At 69.6% G+C, this 21,801-nt stretch carries 20 protein-coding genes, 1 tRNA gene and 2 pseudogenes; 12 read left to right on the forward strand and 11 right to left on the reverse strand.

From position 1 onward, the window contains the following. Window positions 1-3: 3 nt before the first annotated feature. On the reverse strand, window positions 4-3,741 hold the full coding sequence (locus tag ACLQ2U_RS29690) for a trypsin-like peptidase domain-containing protein (protein ID WP_425754205.1): 3,738 nt from the start codon (window positions 3,739-3,741) through the stop codon (window positions 4-6). A 13-nt stretch (window positions 3,742-3,754) separates the two neighbouring features. Next, window positions 3,755-4,078 (reverse strand): trypco2 family protein, encoded by a 324-nt coding sequence (locus ACLQ2U_RS29695; protein WP_425754206.1) that lies wholly within the window; start codon window positions 4,076-4,078, stop codon window positions 3,755-3,757. Window positions 4,079-4,218: 140 nt separating this feature from the next. On the opposite strand from ACLQ2U_RS29695, the gene ACLQ2U_RS29700 reads away from it, so the two are divergent. After that, complete coding sequence (locus ACLQ2U_RS29700) at window positions 4,219-4,347, forward strand: hypothetical protein (protein ID WP_425754207.1); 129 nt, start codon at window positions 4,219-4,221, stop codon at window positions 4,345-4,347. 86 nt (window positions 4,348-4,433) lie between these two features. Here ACLQ2U_RS29700 and ACLQ2U_RS29705 read toward each other — a convergent pair whose 3' ends face one another. Further along, window positions 4,434-4,847 carry a PH domain-containing protein gene (locus ACLQ2U_RS29705; RefSeq protein WP_425754208.1) on the reverse strand — a complete coding sequence of 138 codons (414 nt, stop codon included), beginning with the start codon at window positions 4,845-4,847 and terminating at the stop codon, window positions 4,434-4,436. 51 nt (window positions 4,848-4,898) lie between these two features. Here ACLQ2U_RS29705 and ACLQ2U_RS29710 point away from each other — a divergent pair, with 51 nt between their 5' ends. The 8 genes and pseudogenes from ACLQ2U_RS29710 to ACLQ2U_RS29745 all read left to right on the forward strand — a co-directional run bounded on the left by ACLQ2U_RS29710 (window position 4,899) and on the right by ACLQ2U_RS29745 (window position 9,843). After that, window positions 4,899-5,069, forward strand: a complete 171-nt coding sequence (locus tag ACLQ2U_RS29710; RefSeq protein ID WP_425754209.1) for a hypothetical protein — start codon at window positions 4,899-4,901, stop codon at window positions 5,067-5,069. Between the two features lie 54 nt (window positions 5,070-5,123). Next, window positions 5,124-5,426, forward strand: a pseudogene (locus ACLQ2U_RS29715) (DUF3592 domain-containing protein); the annotation flags it as partial. 827 nt (window positions 5,427-6,253) lie between these two features. Beyond that, window positions 6,254-6,634 carry a hypothetical protein gene (locus ACLQ2U_RS29720; protein WP_425754210.1) on the forward strand — a complete coding sequence of 127 codons (381 nt, stop codon included), beginning with the start codon at window positions 6,254-6,256 and terminating at the stop codon, window positions 6,632-6,634. Window positions 6,635-6,903: 269 nt separating this feature from the next. Then, complete coding sequence (locus tag ACLQ2U_RS29725; RefSeq protein WP_425754211.1) at window positions 6,904-7,197, forward strand: DUF3349 domain-containing protein; 294 nt, start codon at window positions 6,904-6,906, stop codon at window positions 7,195-7,197. A 298-nt stretch (window positions 7,198-7,495) separates the two neighbouring features. After that, window positions 7,496-7,711 (forward strand): annotated as a pseudogene (locus ACLQ2U_RS29730) (dihydrofolate reductase family protein); the annotation flags it as partial. A 194-nt stretch (window positions 7,712-7,905) separates the two neighbouring features. After that, window positions 7,906-8,055, forward strand: a complete 150-nt coding sequence (locus ACLQ2U_RS29735; RefSeq protein WP_425754212.1) for a hypothetical protein — start codon at window positions 7,906-7,908, stop codon at window positions 8,053-8,055. Window positions 8,056-8,376: 321 nt separating this feature from the next. Next, on the forward strand, window positions 8,377-8,769 hold the full coding sequence (locus ACLQ2U_RS29740; protein WP_425754213.1) for a YybH family protein: 393 nt from the start codon (window positions 8,377-8,379) through the stop codon (window positions 8,767-8,769). A gap of 480 nt (window positions 8,770-9,249) precedes the next feature. After that, window positions 9,250-9,843, forward strand: a complete 594-nt coding sequence (locus ACLQ2U_RS29745) for a hypothetical protein (RefSeq protein WP_425754214.1) — start codon at window positions 9,250-9,252, stop codon at window positions 9,841-9,843. Between the two features lie 306 nt (window positions 9,844-10,149). Here the strand turns inward: ACLQ2U_RS29745 and ACLQ2U_RS29750 are convergent, their stop codons facing one another. Then, on the reverse strand, window positions 10,150-10,554 hold the full coding sequence (locus ACLQ2U_RS29750; protein WP_425754215.1) for an ester cyclase: 405 nt from the start codon (window positions 10,552-10,554) through the stop codon (window positions 10,150-10,152). On the opposite strand from ACLQ2U_RS29750, the gene ACLQ2U_RS29755 reads away from it, so the two are divergent. Continuing rightward, entirely contained in the window at window positions 10,553-10,795 is a 243-nt protein-coding gene (locus tag ACLQ2U_RS29755) for a hypothetical protein (RefSeq protein WP_425754216.1), read from the forward strand. The two genes, ACLQ2U_RS29750 and ACLQ2U_RS29755, sit on opposite strands and share 2 nt — an antisense overlap. Window positions 10,796-11,083: 288 nt before the next feature. Beyond that, a complete protein-coding gene (locus ACLQ2U_RS29760) occupies window positions 11,084-15,040 on the forward strand; it encodes a DUF7594 domain-containing protein (RefSeq protein WP_425754217.1) in 3,957 nt (1,318 codons plus the stop codon). A 478-nt stretch (window positions 15,041-15,518) separates the two neighbouring features. Here the strand turns inward: ACLQ2U_RS29760 and ACLQ2U_RS29765 are convergent, their stop codons facing one another. The 7 genes from ACLQ2U_RS29765 to ACLQ2U_RS29795 all read right to left on the reverse strand — a co-directional run bounded on the left by ACLQ2U_RS29765 (window position 15,519) and on the right by ACLQ2U_RS29795 (window position 20,717). Next, entirely contained in the window at window positions 15,519-16,715 is a 1,197-nt protein-coding gene (locus ACLQ2U_RS29765; protein WP_425754218.1) for an epoxide hydrolase family protein, read from the reverse strand. 426 nt (window positions 16,716-17,141) lie between these two features. Further along, window positions 17,142-17,217 (reverse strand) — tRNA-Tyr (locus ACLQ2U_RS29770). A gap of 17 nt (window positions 17,218-17,234) precedes the next feature. Further along, on the reverse strand, window positions 17,235-17,846 hold the full coding sequence (locus ACLQ2U_RS29775) for a methyltransferase family protein (RefSeq protein WP_425754219.1): 612 nt from the start codon (window positions 17,844-17,846) through the stop codon (window positions 17,235-17,237). Between the two features lie 2 nt (window positions 17,847-17,848). After that, entirely contained in the window at window positions 17,849-18,547 is a 699-nt protein-coding gene (locus ACLQ2U_RS29780; protein WP_425754220.1) for a cation diffusion facilitator family transporter, read from the reverse strand. A gap of 4 nt (window positions 18,548-18,551) precedes the next feature. Next, window positions 18,552-18,902: an ArsR/SmtB family transcription factor gene (locus ACLQ2U_RS29785; protein ID WP_425754221.1), complete on the reverse strand. Its 351-nt coding sequence runs from the start codon at window positions 18,900-18,902 to the stop codon at window positions 18,552-18,554. 362 nt (window positions 18,903-19,264) lie between these two features. After that, complete coding sequence (locus ACLQ2U_RS29790; protein WP_425754222.1) at window positions 19,265-19,600, reverse strand: hypothetical protein; 336 nt, start codon at window positions 19,598-19,600, stop codon at window positions 19,265-19,267. 688 nt (window positions 19,601-20,288) lie between these two features. Continuing rightward, window positions 20,289-20,717: an SRPBCC family protein gene (locus ACLQ2U_RS29795; protein WP_091337209.1), complete on the reverse strand. Its 429-nt coding sequence runs from the start codon at window positions 20,715-20,717 to the stop codon at window positions 20,289-20,291. A 192-nt stretch (window positions 20,718-20,909) separates the two neighbouring features. On the opposite strand from ACLQ2U_RS29795, the gene ACLQ2U_RS29800 reads away from it, so the two are divergent. Beyond that, the gene (locus ACLQ2U_RS29800; protein ID WP_425754223.1) at window positions 20,910-21,245 is read left to right on the forward strand and encodes an Imm21 family immunity protein; all 336 of its coding nucleotides are present in this window, start codon (window positions 20,910-20,912) and stop codon (window positions 21,243-21,245) included. The last annotated feature ends 556 nt before the right edge of the window (window positions 21,246-21,801 follow it).

Below are 21,801 nucleotides of genomic sequence, written 5' to 3' on the forward strand. Positions count from 1 at the left end.
GTGCTAGATTGAGAACCAGCCACCCGGTTTGATGTCCACCCCGAGCCGGCGCAACGTTGCATCCTTGAGCTGTGCGTCGAAGTCGCCGATGGCGCTCGCCGCGCGTACCCGTACCGAGCGATCCGAGTCCGGCGACTCGGCCAGTTCCCGCAACAGCCGCAGGCCCTCCTCCCGGTCCACGCCGGCCAGCGCGGACGCGGCGGTCACCTGGGCTTCGCCGGTCAGTTCGGCGGCGTACGCGCGCAGCAGCGGCAGACCCGCCTCCCGGTTGCGTCGGGCGAGCAGCACGGCGGCCTGAATGCGCGGGCCGTCGTCCCAGCCGGGTTCGCTGGCCAGGGCGACCAACCGGGCGTCCCCTTCGGCCGGTGCGTAGTGGGCGAGTTCGGCCGCGGCCCGCAGCCGGTGCTCGGGTTTCCCGCCGACCGCGCGGGCGATCTCGCCCAGCGTCCGTACCCCGGCCTCGCGGTCATGCTGGGCGAGCAGCACTGCGGCATCGCAGCGGTAACGACCGGGCAGCGCGCCGTCGGCGAAGTCGCGGAGCAGGGCGATGCCGGTGTCGGTGTCGTAGCGGGCGAGCCGGTGGGCCGCCTCCACCCGGTAGCCGGCGTCGACCCGGCCGTCCCGGGCGATCCGCTCCAGCAGCAGCGTCGCGGCGGCGCGGGCCTGCCCATCTCCGTTGGCGGACGCGGCCAGGGCGTCGGCCGCGTAGACCCGGCAGTCCGCGAAGAAGCGTCCGTCGGCGGCGAAACGCCGCAGCCACTCGGCCCCGGTGGCGCGGTCATGGCCGGACAGCTCGATCGCGGCCTCGACCTTGGCCAGATCCGGGCAATGCGGGTCCGCGACCAGGGTACGCAGCCGTGCGGTCCCCGCCGGGGTGTCGTGCTCGGCGAGCCGGGCGGCGGCCTGGGCGCAGTAGCGGGACGCGGTGTCGTCGGCGAACCGGGTGAGCAGTGCGGTGCCCGCGTCCCGGTCGACGTGCGCCAGGTGCCCCGCCGCCGCGATCCGCAGTTGCAGCGGGAACGAGTCGTCGTGGGCGTAGGCGGCCAGCAGATCCGTACCGCGTGGGTCGTGCCCGGCCAGTGCCGCGGCGGCGTTGATCCGGTCGACCGGTACCGAGTCGGGGTCGGTTGACATGTCGTGCAGTCGGCTCTGCTGCGGTGCGAGATGGGCGAGCGCGGCGTGGGTCTGCCGCCAGTTCCGGATCACCGGGACCGCGTCGCGGTCCGGCCCGTCGGGGCGCTGCCAGAGCTGATCCAGGATCCGGCCGCGGGTCTCGTCGTCGCACATTCCCTCCGCGAGCAGCCACGAGGCCTGCTCCACCCGCTCCGGATCGGCGGCCAACCGGCTGGCGATCTCGCGCTGCCGGTCGGCCGGCTGGCGGTCGAACGCGAACAGCGCTGCGATCCGAGTGTCGGCGTCGGAGAGGGCGTCGCCCCAGGTGGCGGGGTCGGTGCCGAGACGGTCCCGCAGGTGCGGCGCCGCCAGGTACTCGGCGAAGGTGCGGTGCAGGAAGCGGGGGTCGGCCGTGTGGACGTCGACGACCAGGCCGGTGGCCTCCAGCAGTGCGGCCACCGCCCGGTGCTGGTACGGGTCCTCGTAGGTCGGCTCGGTCAGCAGGCTGGTGGCGGCCCGGGTCAGCGGTGTGCCGTGCCGCAGGTGCGTGTCGGCCAGGTCGCCGAGGAAGCCGCGCAGGGCGGCGGTGACGGCGGCGTGGCGTGGGGCCTCCCGGGCGTACCGGGCACGGAGCAGGCCGAGCAGGCCCTCGACGCGATCCCGCAGTGGTGTCTCGTACGGGCTCTGCCGTTGCGGGAAGCGGCCGAGGAACTCCGCCACGGCGCGGGCGTACAGGTCGACCCGGCGGGACTGGGCGCGCGGCTCGCCGCCCGAGTCGAAGTACTGGCCGACCGCGAGACGGGCCAGCAGGGGCAGCCGGACCAGGTCGAGCATGCCGTTGCCCCGCACGTACGCCAGGAACTGTGCGGCCCGGGCCGCCGCTCGCTCGTGGATCTCGGGGTCTGTCAGCCGCTCGGCGCCAGCGGTCTGGTGGGCCATCACGAACCGGCGCAACTGCTCGACGGTGAACGGCTGGAGGCGGAACTCGGTGGCCCCGACATTGGCGAGGCTGCGCCAGGTGCTGTCGTGCAGGCTGCGCGCGGAGAGCACCAGCCGGCGCGGCATGCCGGACCCGCTCGCGCTCTCCCGCGCCGTGCCGAGCAGGACCTCCATCACCTGCCGCCAGTCCTCGGGCCGGGTGACCTCGTCCAGCGCGTCGACCAGCACCAGCAGTTGGGCACCGGGCACCGGCGGGTCGGCGTCCAGCAGTGCCCGCGCCGACGGGCTGGCGGCCGAGGCGATCGAGTCCCGCCCGACCAGTTCTCGGGCGGCGATCCGCAGCGGGAGCAGCGGCCCGAACGGCGCCCCGCCCGGCGTCGTGCCGCGGGTCGCCGCCCGCCACCATCGCCAGGCGGTGGTCTCGACGTACTCCAGCAGGCTGGACTTGCCTACCCCGGCCTCGCCGGTGACGACGACGTGCCGGACGGTCGGGTCGGTGAGCAGGCGCTCGACGGATACCGGCTGCCCGGTGACCCGCAGCGGCACGATCGGGGCCGATCCGTCCCGGCCCGCCGGGGCCCGCGCGTCCCGATCGGCGGTGGTGTCGAGGTGCTGCCGGGTGTAGACACGGGCGAGCTCGCCGGGCTCGGCGGCGTGGTAGGTGAGGCCGCCCCGGTCGCGCACGGCGTTGGCCGGGGGAGCGGCGGCGAGCAACTCGGGCGGTAACAGTGGGGTATGGCGCCGCAGGTGCCAGGCGCGTACGGCGGTGGCGGCGCACCCGGCGGTGGCCACGGTCGCTGCGGCCGGTGTACTCCAGGGCAGGGCGACGCCGGCGGCAGTCGCCGTGCCCAGCAGCAGCGCCGCCGGGGAGATCCAGACTGCGGCCGAATGGCGACGTCGGGATACGTCAGCCGGCGCGGGCCGGCTCGGCTCCGGCCGCTCGATCGGCCGGTACGCCCACACGCCCGTCCCGCCGGCCCACCGGATCCACTCCGCCAGCAGCGGATCGTCCGCGAACGCCCGCGCGGGTACGGCCCGCAGCTCGGCGACCGATCCGGAGCCGCCACTGGCGTCGGCGGTGACGATCCCGGCGAGCCGGTCCCCGGTGAACAGCGCGGCCCCGGACATGCCCGCCCAGCCGCTACCGGACGTCGGCCTCGCCAGCGCACCGGTGCTGATGACCCAGTGCCCGGAGCGCACCCCCGACAGTGGGTGCACCACACCGCTGAACTGCCGCGACTCGCGCATCCTGCCCACCACGTCGTGGTTGGGGAAGCCGACGGCGGTGACCTCGACCGGGTCGGCGGCGGTGAGGTCGGTCCAGTACGTCGTCGACCAGCCGGCCGGCGGGGCCGGATCGTGGGCGCCCTCGGTGACCAGCAGCACCGCCACATCGGACTCGGGCCGCCACCACACGGTCACCGCGTCCCGGAACGGCCGTCCGGCACGGGCGTCCGCCAGCGCCCGGACCCGACACCGGGGCCGGTCCCGGGACAGCTCGTCCAGTGCGGCCGGCGACAGCGGGCGGCGCGGCGGCGGCCGGCCGGGCGCGGACTCGCCGTCCCGGGTGCTGCCCTCGGCGGCGTGCCAGACCGTGAGCACGAGGTGCGGCGCGACGAACCAGCCCGAGCCCACCACCCCGGCCGGCGGATTGAACACCTCCGCGACGCGTTGGGCGGTCAGCGGCACCGTCCGATCCCTCTCAGCCCGGCTCGCCGTCGACGTCTGCGGTCACCCGTACGGGATGATCGCCCCGTGGCGCCACCGGGTTGAGCGTCAGCGACAGTCGGTGGGTCGTGTCCGACGCCAACTTGCCCGCCGCGCCGAACGACACCACGCCGAACCGCAGGCCGCCGTCCCCGGAGCCTTCCCGGATGATGGCGAGCGACAGCTCGACGTCCACCTGCCCCAGCTCGAACTGCAACGGCTTTCCGCTGCCCTGTGCCATCGCCGCCGTCAGTTCGGCCCGCAACGCCTCGATCGTCTCGGCCAGCCCACCGGCAACAGCCCCGTTATCGCTGCCCATGACAACTCCCATGACTCGGCTCCGGCTCATGAACACCGTCCATGATGACACTCGCGTCCGCCGATGCGGCTCCGCGACGGGGCGGGGTTCCCGGCCGGCCCCGGAGCCGGCCTGATGTCGGCCTGGCCCAGCCTCGGCCCATGGACATCATCCTGATCCCCGGTCTGTGGCTCGATGGCTCGTCGTGGGACGAGGTCGTGCCCGTCGTCGAGCAGGCCGGGCACGGCACGCACGCGCTCACGCCTTGCCGAGCCGGCAGCAGCCGGTAGGGGCTCGGGAGCTGCGCACGGAGCCGCAGGCGACCGCCTCGCCGGCAATCCATAGGTTCAGGGAGAGTGGCAGTAGAGGAACTGGCTCACCGAGTTACAGCGCGACTCCGGCTGGCTGCGATGATCGAGGCCGCCACCTCGTCAGCCCGAGTGTGCCTGCCCGTCCAGGTGGCAAGGTTGGACTTCTGCACGGCCCACGCGACCACGCGCTCACCTGTCGAGGTCGTGATGGTCAAACCGCCATACCCAGGCTCGACCTTCGCCACATCCCGCAGGCTGACGTGTTGGGAGCCGTTGGGGTTCCGCACGATCACTTCCGTGTCTGTCAGTACCACCGAGGGGCGGAAGGCGAACCGGAACCAACTGACGAGCGCACCGAGGCTCGCGAGGAGACTCACGAACACGTTGGCCCAGCCCAGCCAGGTGAAGGCGCCAAGCAGAGGAATGAGAGCAAGTACGCCGTACCGCCCAAGCGGTGAGACCTTCCAGATCTGGTGCATGAGCCGGGATCGTACGGGGCATGGGCCACCCCTGCTGCCCCCTAGCTGCTGGTGAAGAAGTTCGGCGGGCAGTTCTTCGACGTCGCCTATTCGATCAAGAACAAGGTGCAGCACTACCGGTTCGTTCCGTCCGCCATCCGAAGCCAGATCGAGGCCGCGATCGATACCATCACCGCGGGCATCGGGACGCTCTACAACGCGCTCGTCCCGCCGACGGACTGAACGACATGAGCTCACGTGCTTGGAGGACCGGTGTCGGTAAGGCTCCCCAGCGGGATGCGAATCATCGTCGCGGCTCTCGTCGGAACCCTGCTGATCTGCGGCGGGATCCTGCTCCAGGCTCGCCTGGGCGCCCCGATCGACCAGCGGGGCAGCGAGGGAACGGCGGTGACCGGCCGGATCGTGCAGGCGGACCGGTTCCGGGTGAGCCGCGCGTACGTGGTGACGCGGATGACCGTGGCGTACTCCGTCGACGGTGTGGCGTACCAGGAGCGGTTCTCCAGCGAGCTCGACGAGGGTTGGCGCCACGCCGGGGAGGAGCTGACGGTGTACGTCGACCGGGGCGATCCGTCTAAGGCGGCCACGGCTGACGGGTACGCGACGGAGGACCTGCTGCTTCAGCTGCCCGCCGTGCTCGGGGTCGCTGGGGCCGTGGCGATCGTGGCGGCGCTCGTCTGGATCAGGGCGGAAGCCCGGCTCGTCAGGCGGCGATCAGCATGGGCCACATCGTCCGGCTCTCCGTCACTGGGCCCGGACGGTCGCCGGGGCGGGCACGTCCCACCAGGGCGGCAGCGGGGTGGGCGTCCAGTCCGGGTCCGGGATGAAGTCGCGGGACGACAGCAACGCCGACAGCAACCGAGGCGGTCAGAGTCGCCTACGGTCACCTCGTCGCGGTGCGTCCGGCCGAGCTACGCGGCCGGTGGTCGTGACACTGGCGGTGCCTCTTAATCCGCTGGTCCGACGGATGCAGGGTGTAGCAGCGGCTGTAGCAACGATGACGAACGACGGCGCACGATCACGTGCTCCTGGCGGGTCGGACGGGGACGGGCCAGCCGGGGATGGACGCGGTCGGACGGCTGCCCAGAACTTACAAACGAGGGGCCGGGCGGCTCATCGCGCCGCGGCTTGGCGCAGCGCCGTCACAATCCACTCGTCGGGAGGAGTGCGCGCCGAGGTGAGGAACCGCCATGGACGCCATCAGACGAAGCGCGCAGAGCTTGTAAGCGAGTCGTCCGGGGCTGGCACGCCATGCCGGGCGGCGGCAGGATGGCCTGGGCGACAGTCTGGATGTCGGCGGCTGATCCGTGGGCCGCGAACAGGCCGCAAGCCCGCGTTCTGGGCGGGGTCCACCGGCTGCGCGAGCGGTTAGGGTGCGACGGGCAAAGCTACGACGTGAAGGCCGAGTGATGCGAAAACTGGTCAGTACTGCGGCGTTCGTGCTGTCCATGCTGCTCTTTCCGCTCGGGCTGGCGGTGCTGCTCGTTTCCGAAGCCGCGTACCGGTCGTGGGGTGTCCCGGTGATGCTGGCCGCGCTCGGCTTGGCCGTTGTGTGGTGGCTCCTCAGCGGCCGGCACGACCAGGCCCAGGGCAAGGTGCGGCCCGGCCGGCACCTGTTGCTGACCCTCGCCGGCTTTTTCGGTGTCCAGTTCGTCCTCGTCGGACTCGGCTGGGTCGCCGCCGTCTCGGGTGCGGCACGGTCACTTGCCGTCGCGTGGGTCGCGGTCGGCGTGGCCCTCTTCACCGCCTTCTGGCGGGGGATCGTCTCCCACTACCGAGACGGAGCCTGAGACCGGGCCAGGGTCGTCGCCGCCGCAGCATGGTCTGACATCTACGACCGACATCAAACGGACAGCGGCGAATGGCACAGGGGAATACTGAGCAGCCACACGAGCAGCCAAACCGGCGAGGGGGGGCGGACGATCGCGGACGCTTACGCGATACCGGGTGCGAGGATCAGGCGGTGGACCGGCAGCCGGCGACCGACTCGTAATGAGTAGGTCGAGACGTAGCCAGGCTGCACCGGCTGACGGTTGCCGCACCTGGGATGCTGGCTGTCATGCTGCCGCCGTACCTACTGCCCGTCCTAGAGGTCTTGCAGAGGGCGTACCCGAGCGGACTACCGGCCAGGGATTACCTGCCACTTCTGGCTGTCCTTGAGGCTGACCTGTGCGAGGGGAACCTGGCGGCCGTCGTTGCCGAGCTCATCGACGACGAGACGGTGGTTATCGCCAACGACGCCGCTGCCGCCGCGTCGCTGCGGCGCCCGCCGCCGCAGGAGGTCGAGAGGGTCCGCAGGCGGCTGGTTTCGGCGGGCTACCCGGAGGAGGACTTGTACCCGGACGACTGGTGAGGGCGGAAGGATAAACATCTTGCCAACGGAGGCGGCGCAGGACTCTTCGCCGCACAGCCCAGAAGTACAGCAACGAACGCGACCGCTAGAGCCGCAAACCAGCCAGTAGCCGCTCATGAGCTGCGCACGGAGCCGTAAGCGATCCCCTTGCCGGCAATCCATAGGTTCAGGGTTCGAGTCCCTGGCGGCCCACTCCTCCGCAGGTCAGCGAATCAACCGCCCCGGGTTTGGTAGCGGCCGTCCCGGTCTGGTCGCGCTTGTAGTAGTTGAACGCGGTGGGCAGTGGCAAGATTGCGCAATGGCCAAGCTCATCTACTCGGCGATCGCCTCGCTGGATGGCTTCACAGCTGACGGCAACGGCGACTTCGACTGGGCGGCGCCCGACGAGGAGGTGCACGCCTTCGTCAACGACAAGGAACGGCCGGTCGGCACCTACCTTTACGGGCGCCGGATGTACGAGACGATGGTCTACTGGGAGACCGCCTTCACCGGCGACGACCAGCCGGCCGTCGTGCGTGACAACGCGCGGATCTGGCAGGCGGCCGACAAGGTCGTCTACTCGTCGATGCTGGACCCGGTTTCCAGCGCGCGGACCCGGCTCGAGCGGGAGTTCGACCCGGACGCAGTCCGCCGGTTGAAAAAGCCGCGGGGCGGGACGTCACCGTCGGGGGTCCGGGGCTCGCGGCGCACGCGCTCGCGGCCGGCCTGGTGGACGAGTGCCACCTCTTCCTCAATCTCGTCGTGGTGGGCGGGGGACGCGCGCGTTGCCCGCCGGTCTCCACCTTGAGCTGGAACTGCTGGACGAGCGCCGGTTCTGCAACGGCGTGGTCTATCTGCGATACCGGGTCGGCTAGATGAGCACAGTAGCCAAGTACCGCAACGGAGCACGCCGAGCCAGACCCTGAGCGGTCCCAACGGGCCGGATGACGTCGCACGGAACCTAATCGGACCAAGCCGCCGACAGTTCGGGACGAAGCGGTCGCCGCTCGTGCCTGGTTGCCGTGGGGTACACCCCGCCTGCCGCCATCGGAGCCAGCGAGCTCCGCTTGAGGCGGCGGCGCTGGCGGCGGGCCGTCGCCTGGCGAAGCCATTCAGGTTGGGCAGATCCCCGAGTTCGCTCCTCGCGGCGTGAGCGGCCCCCGCCGTTTAGCGCTCAGTCAAGTGGCAAGGTGGATACCTGTGGATAGGGAGCAGGTGACTGGCTGGCTCGCGGCCTACAAGCATGCGTGGCGGACGCCGGGGACGGAGGCGCTCGCCACGATCTTCACCGCAGAGGCGAGCTATCTGCAGGGGCCTTACCATTCACCGGTCATCGGCCTGCCGGCCATAGCCCGGATGTGGGAAGACGAGCGCGCCGGCCCCGACGAGGTGTTTGAGATGACCAGCGAGATCGTTGCGGTCGAGGGCGACACTGCGGTGGCGCGGGTGGAGGTCCAGTACGGCGACCCGGTCGACCATGAGTACCGCGACCTGTGGATCATGCGCTTCGCCGAGGACGGGCGCTGCAGATCGTTCGAGGAATGGCCTTTCTGGCCGGCGCAGCCGACCACCGCCCGTCTCGGTGAAGGCTGAGCGGATGATCCGGAACAGGCGCGGAATGATCAAAAGCGCACGGGCCGCGAGGCGTGCCATCCGGCCTGGTAAATCAGCCGGGTCACGGTCAAGCGCTATCCCGTTCCTAAGCCGTGTGTCGCAGGTTCGAGTCCTGCCGGGGGTACCAGGTCAGACCCTTGATCACCGATCGTTTCCCGCCCTCCGGGGACTTCCGTGCCCGATCGTGCCCGTCCCAGCTCGTCAAGGCGGCCCGCAACGGCTCGCAACGGTCCGCACGCACCGCCAAGGCCCTCGGCCTGCACCCCGCTGCCGCTCCGCTGGGCTGCTCCCGGGCCGCTGGGGCAGCCACCCGTGAGTGATCCGTACTTCGGGACGAAGCGTGGGGCAGCGCTCACGGATCCGGTCGCCACCGCGACTCGCACTTCAGCTCTAATCCATGTTGTCGATCTCCCCATTGGGAGGGAGGACCTGGCTGCAGGACTGCTGTTGACTACCGGGATGGCACCCACTGCTTTCGCAACCGATCGGCCCCAGGCCCCTGCGCGACCCGGCATCGGCATCACCGCGACAGGTCGTCTGATGGCCCTGTGCTGCATCGGGTTCGCGGTCGTCAACATCGTCTTCGAGCTGACCGACCACTTCGCCGACGGTCCCTATGCCGAGTATTCCACCGGGATCGCCGTGATGAACTGGCTTGTCGTCGGGCTCAAGGCGGTGGGCGCGGCTGTGGCACTGTTGTCGGTCGCCAGCCGCCCGAGATTTCTTCCTCCGGTGTTTCTGGGCGTGTTGTTGTGGGGAGCGTTTGCGATGCTCGCCGTGTACGCCCTGGGCAGCGTGGTGCAAGCGATCGGCATGGCCTCGGGCCTGGCGGGCAGCGCCGACCAGATCGACCTGGCCGGAGTCGCTTACGTGCTCTTCTTCCTGTTGGTTGCGGCCGGCTACGGCGTCCTGGCGATCTCTTACTCGCGGCGCTTCAGACTCCGGAAGGGCGTCGTCGTCCTCGGCGCGCTCGGCGCACCCGTGGCGTTGGGAGTTATCCTGCTGGCCGTGCCCATGCTGCTGGCCGCCCTCGGCGTCATGCCTGCGTCCTGAGCCCTAAGTCCCGCACAGATCAGCAGGCCGAAGCCGGCGAAGGTCCCGAGTTCCACCAGCTCGAGAGTAGGTGAGCCGGCCTCGATCCCTAGCGTCGGGAGACGGGCCGGCGATGTGGGGCATACAGGGGGCACAAGATACCGTGAAACGTCGTAAACCAGTGATCAACCATGGCAGCCCGACACGTTGGTTGAGCAGGCGTCGAGCGCTGTCCGCGCTGGTAGCGGGATAGCGGCTCTTAGTTCCGCTTCAACGTCTGAGGCTCAGCCGGTCAGGTCTTGTCCCGGCTCGGCAATTCGAGTCCGATCAGGTGGCGGCGCACAGCTGAGCGCGCAGGCCCGCCCGGTCGATCTGCATCCAGTACTCCGCAATGGGGCCGTCCGCGACGTGGTACACAATCGAGTTGATCTGCCAAACGGCGTGACCCGTCGGGGCGAGGCCGTCGACCGGCGCGAGATGGCGTCCCACCTGGGTCAGCCGCACGTACGCCCGCGCACCCTCTACTAGGAAGTCGTCGACCGTCAGCTCGAACTCGCCCCAGGTTGCGATCATTTCCCGGACATGGCCAGCGTAGTCGTCGGGGGTCCGCGCGATGGTGACCTCGTCCTCCCTCGCGAGCGAGATACTTCCCCTGCCGCGAACGCTGCGCCTCATCTCCGCCGGGCCGTGCGTGGGTGGCGGCAGCAGCGGCAACTGCAGGGCGGAGTTCATGGTGACGGCCGCCGACGGCGCCACCCGTGCGGTGACCGTAGCCCGCCTCGTCAACCATCTGCGCCGCATCGGCTGGCCCTTACAACCGAGTCGCTCAGCCTACTTCGGCTGTCGCGAGACCGGCGGAATCCTGCCCTGGTCCCCGCACTGTCTGGTGCTGCACGTCCACGCCGACGACCAGCACGCGCGACCGCCGACCGGTCCCGAGGCGGTCATGGTCTCCATCGACAACATCGGGTAGGGCCTGCATGCGTCGACCTCAGCGACGGCAGCGGCCTTGACCACTGACGTCCGGGCACCGCGACGATACGGCGAGGCGCTCGGCGGCCAGACTGCCGCTACCACAGCCCATTCCCCACGACCCAATCCGCCGGGATGACACGGTAGATCCCTCGAAGGCTTCGTTCGATCCAGTCGCACCCGTCGCCCTTTGCCGGCATGGTGGCACTCGATCGCTCTGCGCCAGCCAGCCCGCTCGGCGGGCGCTCCGCTGTTGGGCTCCGCCCCAGTTTTCACGGGGAGGATATTCATGAGCGTCCGGATCAGACGGTCCAGTCACGGCGCCCGGCGCCGTTTCTGCCTGCTACTCACCCTCATCCTGCTGGTGTCCGGCGCGGCCCAGGCGGTGGCGGCGCCCGCGATCGCGGCGGACGGCTTCGACGCGGTGCGTCACCGCTGGCTGCAGCTGCTGACCGACAGCGACACCGACCACTCTGGCGACGCCCGCTACACCGGCCGCCTGCCCAAGGTCGATGATGTGCAGGACTTCGTCGACAACATCGACCCCGACGCCATCTCGACGCCGGACAATGCCGAGTACGGTCGGCTGTGGCCGACCGAGTTCAACTACGCCACCACGGCGGGCGTGTCCAACTCGTTCACCCGGCTGTCACAGATGGCCAGCGCCTACGCCACGCCGGGAACCACGCTCACCGGCGACGCGGCGCTGGCAGACAAGACGGTCGACGGCCTGAACGCACTCGTCCACACGCTCCCGGACAGCGAGGCTGATTTGCCGCTTCCGCACCCCTCGGGGAACTGGTACGACTGGGAGATCGTGATTCCCAACAAGATCACCAACATCGCGGTGATGATGTGGGGACATCCCAATCTTGCCGTGAACGACTACCTCGCGGCCATCAAGGTGCTCACGCCGACCTGCACCCGGTCCGGCCGCAGCACCAATCCCAGCGACTTCGCCGATCCGAGCCTCGGCGCCAACCGGATCTGGAAGTGCACCACCGAGGTCATCTTGGGGGTCCTCGCCAAGGACGCGGTGGCCATCGCCACAGCGCGGGACGACGCGCTCGATGCCATGGCGACGGTGCGGGTCGGCGAGGGCATCTACGCGGACGGCTCCTTCCTCCAGCACGGCCGGCACCCGTACAGCGGCGGGTACGGCACCGCGATGGCCCAGACGTACGCGGAGCTGATCTACGCCCTGCATGGCTCGTCCTGGGCGATCGACGGCACCGCCAGCACGGCATTCGCCGGCTGGCTGCGGGACGGCCTGCGGCCGCTGGCGTACCGCGGCGCCGGCACGCCCGGTGTGCAAGGTCGGGAGATCGCGCGGGCCGGGACGCCGAAGCGGAACGATGAGGCCGAGACCAGCATCAAGAACCACCAGTCCGGGCACGGCCTCACCCGGGCTGCGCTCATCCTGGCCGAGGCGATGCCCCCAGCCGACGCGCTGCAGCTGCGCAGTATGGCGAAGGGTCTGATCAGCGGCGACACCTTCGCGCCGTACCCGGACAGCTACTTCATCTCGCTGTTCACGATCGCGCGGGCGTACGCGATGATCGACGACTCCGCCATCCCGGCCGCGATCGATCTGACCGCCACCAAGGTGTACGCCGGCATGGACCAGGTCACCCACCAGCGACCCGGGTACATGTTCGGGGTGAGCATGTTCTCGAACCGGATCCTCGACTACGAGACCCTCGGCGAGAACCTGCGCGGCTGGTTCACCCGGTACGGGATGACGCAGCTGGTCCTGCCGGACGACCTCGGCCAGTACGACGACGCGTACTGGCCGACGGTGGACGCCACCCGCCTGCCCGGCACGACCGTCTCCACCGCGGCCCGGTCCACGACGCACCCCAGCGGCGTGCCGTCCACGGCGAGCTGGGTCGGCGGCGCCGCGCTCGACGGCCGGTACGCCGCGGTCGGCATGGAGCTGCGCGACCCGTTCTCGGACCTCACCGGAAAGAAGGCGTGGTTCCTGTACGACAACGAGATCGTCGCGCTCGGCGCCGGCATCACCGGCACGGGCACCATCGTCACCACAGTCGACCAGCGGCGGGTGAGCGGTGCCGAGGCGCTGACCATCAACGGCACACCGCGCTGCGCCACCAACGGCAGCACCGAGGTGGTCAATGGCGCGACGAGCGCCCAGCTGAGCGGACAGAACATCGGCTACTACTTCCCCGGTGGCGTGACCCTGCACTGCAAGCGCGAGGTCCGGACCGACGCCTGGAGTGAGATCAAGCCGGGAGCCAGCGAGACGAAGTACCCGCGCACGTACGTGTCGCTCTGGATCGACCACGGCACGAACCCGTCGAACGCCTCATACAGCTATGTGCTGTTGCCCGGCGCGACCGCCCAGCAGACCGCCGACTACGCGGCGAGCCCGCAGGTCAGCGTGCTGCGCAACGAGAAAACGATCCAGGCGGTGCAGCAAAACGCACTCGACGTCATCGGCGTGAACTTCTGGCAGCCGCGGGTGCCCCAGCGGCTCGACGCCTGGGGCGAGCCGTCGTTCCTGACCGTCGACGACGCCGCGGCGGTGGTGCTCCAGCGCACGGCCACCACCATCAGGGTGGCCGCGGCGGACCCGACGCAGCAGCGTACAGGCGCCCTGCACATGAAGCTCAACACGCCCAGCAACGGGCTGGTGTCGGGGTCGTCGAAGGTGCGGCTGGTGCAGACGGTGCCGGCGATCCTCAGCGTCACCTCGTTCCAGACCGGGGGCGCCACCGAGACGGCGGTGCTGGCGACCGATCCGCAGGTGCTGCGCGCCACCGACGACGCGATGGTCTGGAAGGACAACGGTGACGTCAACTACGGCAGCACCGGTCTGGTCGTGAAGAACAGCGGCGACGGCTGGACCCGGCGCAGTTACCTCAAATTCGACCTGGCCGGCGTGAACGCGGCCGACATCGCGAGCGCCACCCTGCGGGTACACGGCAGCAACACGACCTGCACCGGATGCACCACGGACCTGGCCGTGCAGGCCGCCGCCGACGAGACCGCCACCGGCCCCTGGTCGGAGAGCGAACTGACCTGGAACAACGCCCCTCAGCCCGGCGGCGGCCCGGTCGGCAACCTCACGGTCGGCACGACCCCGGCCTACGCCGGCGGCGACGTCACCACGTACATCCGGGAGCAGGCAGCCGGTGACGGCGTGGCCACCTTCGTGCTGAGCGAGCCGGCGAAGACCGGTGACTTCGTGCTGCTCAACAGCGACGAGGCCGCGACCGGCCAGCCGCAGCTCATCCTCACCGCCCGGGCACCGCAGGTGGACAACTGGCAGCAGCCGAATGCCCGGACCACCCCCATCGGCGACACGTACGTCGACTCCGACAACCCCGCCGGCGCGGGCGGCCAATCGACCGCGAACGCCGTCAAATACCTGACCACCCGGCAGCGAGTCACCTACCTCACCTTCGACATCGCACAGTACGGCGAGATCGAGTACGCCAAACTGCAGTTCCACGCCCAGGTGACGGGTGGCGGCGCCACCGCCACCGACAAGGTGATCGTCTCAGAGGTCGACGATGCCTGGAACGAGGGCCTGGTCAGCTGGAACACCAAGCCAGTGATCGGCCCCGCGCTCAAGACGCTGGATGTCACCGCCGCCGGCGGGATGGTGGAACTCGACGTGACCGACTACCTGCGGCGCAACGCCGCCGACGGGCGGGCCTCCTTCGCGATCACCGGCGATCCGGCGGGCAGTCGCAACTACATCAACATCACGTCACGGGAGAGCGCGGTCAACCCGCCGGAGCTGGTCCTACGGGCCGAGCAGGCCGACCGGCCGGCGCTCGCGGACACCTACGTCGACGCGGCCAACCCGGCGGCGACGCACGGCAGCGAAACCGCGCTGGCGGTCGACGGCGGCAACCGCACCGCCCTGCTGCGGTACAGCCTGGGCGGAGTGGCCGACCTGAACCGCGTCGCCGTCAACCTGTACGTCCCGCAGTGCGCCAACCAGCCGGTGACGCTCAAGGTGCACGGCGGCGCGGACGGCGGCTGGACGGAGGGCGGTACGTCCTGGAGCACCCGGCCGTCGTCGACACTGGAGTCGCTGCGCGAGGTGACGTGCAGCGGCACCGATCCCCACGTGTCCATCGATGTCACCGGCTTCGCAGTGAGCCAGTGGTTCGGTGATCAGACTCTGAGCGTGCAGGTCAAGGGAGACAAGTACTTCACCATCGGCAGCAAGGAGTCGGCCAACCCGCCGACGTTGACCGTCAAGACCAGCTGACCCTGTCGACGACGCCGCTGCCCCGGACGCCACCGCGGTGTCCGGGGCAGCCCTGTACCCAGCCTTCGCCGCTAGCGCGGGTTGACAACGACCTGCACCAGGTAGCAATGGGCACAGCCGGGCAGTGTGTGCAGTGAGACCGCGGGGCCGGCGGGTTGGCGCTGATCCTTGGCGCTGTTGTCGTTCTCTAGGTCCCTGCTAGCCAGTTGATTCGGTCGGGACGAACCGGTCGTCGTGCCCGCTACGTGCCCGGTGGGCCGGTCAACAGGGGCAGCAACGGGGATTCCGGCGAGCCTTCCGCCGCTGTCGGTAGAGCCATGACCTGTTCACGGGCACCACGAACGTTCACGGTGTTGCTGACACACCGTAAACCTTGCCTGGCCTACGGCGTTGTTGCGGTCAGGCTGTGACGGTGGCAGATCCCGTACCCGTGCGGCGGCTCACTGACCAGGAGGGTCACGCGCGAACCGGAGCGGGCTCAGGATTTCCGCAGCGGCCGGAACGCGGCCCGCACCTCGGTGGAGAAGAGCTCCGGCTCCTCCCAGGCGGGGAAGTGGCCACCCTTGTCGACCTCATTGAAGTACGTGAGGTCGGGGTAGACCGTCTCGACCCAGCTGCGCGGGGCAGCCCAGAGCTCGCCGGGGAACGTCGTGAAGCCGACCGGAACCGAGACCGGCGGAGGAGCCTGGCCGGCCGCACTGGCTGCGGCCCGGAACCGTCCAAATTCCCAGTACCACCGGGCGGCCGAGGCGCCGGTGCCCGTCAGCCAGTACAGCGTGATGTTGTCGACGATGGTGTCCCGGGTGAGGCCGCCCACGGGCTTGCCGTCGACGAACGCGCGGGAGATCTTGTAGTAGCTGTCCGTGTCGTGGTCGAGCATCCAGGCCGCCAGCCCGACGGGTGAATCCAGCAGGGAGTAGCCGATCGTCTGCGGCCGGGTGGACTGCTCCAGGAAGTAGCCGAAGCCGTCCGTCGTGAATGTGTTGAGCGCGTCGTGCGCCGCGCGTTCCTGCTCGGACTCCGCCGGCAGTTGGTCCTTGAGACCGATCGCCCCGGCGAGCAAGTTGACGTGGATGCCGAGCAACCCCTCGGGTCCTTGGCGGCCCATTGCATCCGTGACGGCGGCGCCCACGTCGCCCCCCTGGGCGACGTAGCGCGGGTAGCCGAGGCGGTCCATCAGCTCCGCCCACGCGCGTGCGATGCGGCCGTTCTCCCAGCCGAGCTCGGTCGGCTCGCCCGAGAAGCCGTAGCCGGGCAAGGACGGCAACACCAGGTGGAATGCGTCCTCGGGGGTGCCGCCATGCGCGGTCGGGTCGGTGAGCGGGCCGACGACCCCGAGCAGCTCGACGACCGAGCCTGGCCAGCCGTGCGTCATGATCAGCGGCAGGGCGTTCTCGTGCTGCGACCGCACGTGGATGAAGTGGATCTCGACGCCGTCGATGTCGGTCGTGTACTGCGGCAGGGCGTTCAGCTTCGCCTCGAACGCGCGCCAGTCGTGATCGGTCGTCCAGTAGCGGGCCAGCTCCTGGACCGTCGCCAGCTGCACGCCCTGGGAGCGATCGGTGACCAGCTCTCGGGTGGGCCAGCGCGTGGCCGCGATCCGGCGACGCATGTCGGCGATCGCTTCTTCCGGCGTGTCGAGCCGGAAGGGACGGGTTTCGTTGTCGTTGGACATGTTCTCCACCTGCCGCGTCGGGTCGACCGGCGCCGGGGCGCCGGCGGGGCTGGCACGCGCCCAGTCTCGCACCGGCCTGGCGACCGGCGGACCGGAACGCGATTTCGCGCTTGGGTCCGGCCCGGACCGGCTTACTGACTTCTGTCGTGGACAGTGCGCCGTTCACGGTGGCGGTCCTCACCAGCCGCACTGAGGCGAAACTGGCCGTCGGCCTGTTGCGCAGCCACGGCCTGCGGGCGACGCGACGTACATCGCGGACGATGTCGGCGGGCAGGAGCCGCAGCTGCAGCTGGGATGGCGGCTCGACGCGGACCTGACCGGTTCCCGTAGAGGGCCATGCAGCGCTGGATCGGGCTGGACTCCGGTGGACTCCACGAGAAGGACCCCGGAGCGCGTTTCCGCAGCTCACGGGGCCATCTCTGCACCTGGTGGCGGGTAGAGGATTCGAACCTCTGTAGCTTTCGCGACGGATTTACAGTCCGCCGCTGCGGCCGGGCCTGCCGTGCGGCAGTGCTGGCGCTAGTCATGCCTGGCGAGTCGTCCGACGCCAGGGAGGAAGCGTCCGACGCTGGCCGCATAGCGACGGTAGGCGTCGCCGTGGGTGGCGATCAGGTAGGGCTCCTCGACGACGCGGACTTGTAGTTGTAGCGCGAGGACCAGGACGAGCCAGGCGACGAGCGAGACAGCGTTGCGCACCAGGAGGGCCAGGCCGAGGGTGGTGGCCGCCATGGCGGTGAAGATGGGGTTGCGGGCGAGCGCGAACGGGCCGCCAGTCACGAGGTGGGTGCGTTCGGTTGGGTCGACGCCGACGCGCCAGGAGGTGCCCATGGCGAGCTGGGCGGCGAGCGTGGCGGCGATGCCGGCGACGGTGAGGACGAGGGCGACGACGTGTAGGGCTCGGTGGTTGAGGCCGGGCAGTGACGGCAGGCCGGCGAGGGCAGCGATCGGCCCGGCGGAGCCAAGCATGAGCGCGGCGATGAACAGCAGTTTGGCCCACCAGCGCAGGGTGCCGGGCTGGCCGGCGTCGAGGCGTAGGCCGGTGTCGCCGGTGCGGCGCCATTGGGTCAGGGTGCGCCAGCCGAAGGCGAGCAGCAGGCCCAGCAGGTAGAGCAGCAGCGCGAGCCAGGCCATGATCACGCCTTCCGGTCGGTGCAGCAGCCATCGGCGCAGCCCGAGGCTTGGTCAGTGGCGGTGTCGGCGGCAGGGAGGGGTGCGCAGTCGTCGCAGTGCTCGCCGCGCCAGGCTTCCACGCCTTCCTTGACCGCGACCCCGGCGATGACGAGCGCGGCGATCGGGTCAGCCCCTGACCAGCCCCACACGGCGTTGAGGACCAGGCCGACGAGCAGCACCGCGGACAGGTATGTGCACAGCATGGTCTGTGTCGAGTCGGCCATGACGGTTGCCGAGCCGAGTTCCCGGCCGGTGCGACGCTTGGCCGCCACGAGCAGCGGCATCACGAGCAGCGACGCGACGGCAAGGCCGATTCCGACTGGGCTGGCGTCAGCGTCGCCGCCGGCCAGCAGCGAGCGGACGGCATCGAAGGTTACCCAGGCAGCTAGAGCGAAGAATGACGCGCCGATCAGCCGCAGCGCCAGCCGTTCCCGATCCTCGGGTACGCGGGAGCGGAACTGCCAGATCAGCACGGCGGCGCTGGACACCTCGACGAACGAGTCCAGGCCGAAGCCGATCAGTGCCGTGGAGGAGGCCGCCGCGCCAGCGACGATGGCCACGAGGCCCTCCAAGAGGTTGTAGCCGGCGGTGGCGTAGGCCAGCCACAGGCTGCGCCGGGACAGCATCGCCCGACGCTCGGGGCTCAGCACGGAGGTGCTCACGCGGTCACCCCGCCGGGGAGTTGGCCGGAGTCCCGTAGACCGGGCACAGGGCGACCGCTTCGCCCGTGGCGGCCAGAACCCGTTCCGCCGAGCGCAGCAGGTCCAGCAGCTCCGGGCGCGTCAGCGCGTAGAAGGACTGGCGACCCTCCACCCGGTAGTCGATCAGGCCGCAGTCCCGAAGGCACGCCAGGTGCTTCGACACCGTCGACTGCGCCAAGCCCAACTCGCCGGTCAGGTCCACGACCCGCGCCTCGCCGGATGCGAGCCGGCGCAGGATGGCCAGCCGGGTCGGGTCACCGAGAGACCGGAACAAGGCAACCGCAGGAGCGAGTCCCGGAGTGCAATCAATCGCCACGGCGTGATGATATCCCCGGCGGGGGATGGGTCATCACATGCGGGGAGCAACCCAGAGGTAAGGTCCCTGCCTGGGGCCCAGGCCGTCGCCAGGCCGTCGGGCGCTGGACAACCGCGACCAACGACGGCCAACGACGGCCAACGACGACCACACTTGCCCAGGTCACGCAGTGTCACCCGTGCAGGGACCAGCCCCGGCCCTAGCGCCTTCCCTGTAGTTGGTGAACTGATGCGCAGGCCGCTCAGCCCGTTCCTCTCCATTAGGCCGCCAACAGCGCCACGACTGCCACCAGACCGATACATCTAGGTCCGGCGCAGAGGACCAGGCCATCGCCCAGAATCCCGACCGCCACCGCCACCGCCTCAGCCGGGTTGTTCTGTAACGCGGTAAACGCTGAAGACGTTGAGGAGCACCCCGATCTGGGTTACGAAGCGTTCCGTCAACCCGTCTAGCTCAATATCGATCAAGACGAGGTCCTCCCCACCGGAGAGCCCCAAGGTTACCGACAGTTCGCCAGCAAGCTGATAGTCGAACCAGCGATCTGCCTCGGGGTCCGTGTCGGCAAGGCCCGTCAAGACTGCATCCTCATCCTCGCTGCCGAAGCTGTAGCGGACGAAATCCGATGTCATCTTCAGGAAGGGCAGGAGGTTGGGCCGCCAGATCCACCCGTGAAGCGTGCCGGAAACGTCTTCGATCACGACGGCAGGGTACGGCCAAGCACGGCGGAGAGCCTTGTCCAGCTGTACACAGGAAAGTGCAGCGACCAACCCCAGCGAGCAGGACCACGAGGAGCACCTGCAGCGGACGACAGTAGATGATGCGCCGCACCCGCGTTCGGGACGAAGGAGGCAGGCTCCGCCGACGAGTAGGTGGCCGGCGGAGCCTGACGCCAGTCAGCAGGAAGTCAGCAAGACCCAGCGATAGCCAACGGGTGCCAATGGCCGTAGGCGGGTAATGCCGACGACAGGACTGCGGGGATCGACACGCGCTGACACTGGCCGACATCAACGACGAGGCTCCCCCCGACGGGGGTCATGCCCGCGGCGAGCACCAGCCGGCAGCAGAGGCGGCTTGACATCCGTGGCTGACATCAACGGTGGCGGCCGTGGCCGGACATGTTCGTACGGATCTTGCCTCCGGCCCGGACCCAGTGGACGTCAGCGGACGCTACGAGTCTTGCCGGAAGCGCCTTGTAAGCGAGATGTCAGGCAGCATCTCGTCGGGCCCCGGATCGTGCCGGAGCCCCAACCCAGCCAGCCGCAGCTCTCGACCTGCGCAGGGAGCCGTGAGTAACCGCCTCGCCGACAATCCAAGGATTCAGGACGACTGAAGGTCGTGGGGATTGCCTGAGAGTCAACGCTGAATGGTGGTTAGCGACACGCGGGCTCACGCCTCGAGGTTCTTCTTGAGCAGCGCGAGGTTTCGAGGCAGGCCCTTGCGGGTCTCGGGCTTGACGAGGAGGGGCACCAGGAGCTTGCCGATCCCGCGGCCCTCGAAGTCGAGCTCGACAGTCACTCGCGAGCCGACCGCCGTCGGCTCGACTCGCGTGTCAACGAGCGGCCGGACCGGGCCATCGACCCCCCTCATCGACCAGCTGTGCGGGGCGTCGTAACTGGTGAACTCCATCGTCATGGGCTGCTCGCGCTTACCCACGCGACGGACGGTGATCACCTTGCCGCCGACGGCGAGCTCACCCTCCTGGGACGCCGACACGACGTTCTCCTGCCAGGCCGACAGATTCGCCGGGTCGATCGCGTAGGCGAAGACCTTCTCGACGGGCACGTTGATCTCGATACTGGCGATTACGGCGGCCATGCGGGCTCCTCCGTCGGCGGCGATCGTTTGGAACTCTAGTCGCGCACTGCCGGACCCGCGCCAACGCTGTGCTGCCGGACAAGGCACCCGGCTTGCCCTTCAACACCTCCAGGTAGTGGTCCAGGTCCACCCTCTGCCCGCCGCGGGTGACCAGCCGCGGATGTCGGGCGATGACGTTGCGGCCGTCGAACAGTGGAGGTCCGGTCGACGGCCGGTCCTTGCTGGTGCCCGTCGACGAGGACGGCGTCCCGCCCGACGCTGATCGCTGCTGCCAAGATCGTCCTCACCGACCCCACGACCGACTGGGAGCAGTGCGGCATCTGGGAAACGGATGGCCCGGCGGTGCTCATGGACTCGGTCACCGCCGGGACCGAGCTGCACATTGCGTACCCCGACGATGGAGGGGTGCCCGAGCAGACATTTATCCCGATACGGTCGGGCCGTTGGATAGTGCGTGCCGTCCAGACGCGGGGGAACGAGGAAACCTCGATGGGCCTGGTCCAACTTCTGCCATGGTCACAGAGTTGATCCAAATTCCGTCGCTGGGGCAGGAACATCAGGAGGCTTCTCCAAGAAGCCGGCTGAGCAACCGATGCTGCTTGCCTGGCCTTCCGCTGCCTCTGCCGCCCACACCCGGGAGCGGCTCGTACGGCAGAGATCTGGAAGCGACGCAGCATTGACGCCAAAGCCCCCGGCTCCGCCGTTCCTGCCATCGCTCACATTGACCTGGTGCGGCAACGAGGTCGCCGTCAACAGCGACATCCGTCGCTACGGCGGACCGGCGCGTTGCTCAGCCAGTTCAGCGGCCCGCAGCGCCGCCCCGGCCGCCGCGACGCCAGCTGGGAATGCATGATCCTCGCCGAGGATCAGATCTTCCACCGAAACCGCTGGATGCGGATCAGGTCCGGACCGGATTCTGCGTAGTTTGCCGGTGCAGCCAGGCGAGACGGGCTTTCAACGGGCCAGACGGTCTCAACTCGGCACGACCGCGCGTCGAGCGCCACCGTACTTCCGTCACACACTGTGACGCCCGGTCGGCGGCAGATCCGGATGCCGAGCAGGTCAGTGCCGCTTGGAAAATATG

The organism is Micromonospora sp. DT47, from assembly GCF_049844475.1.
Lineage (GTDB): Bacteria > Actinomycetota > Actinomycetes > Mycobacteriales > Micromonosporaceae > Micromonospora.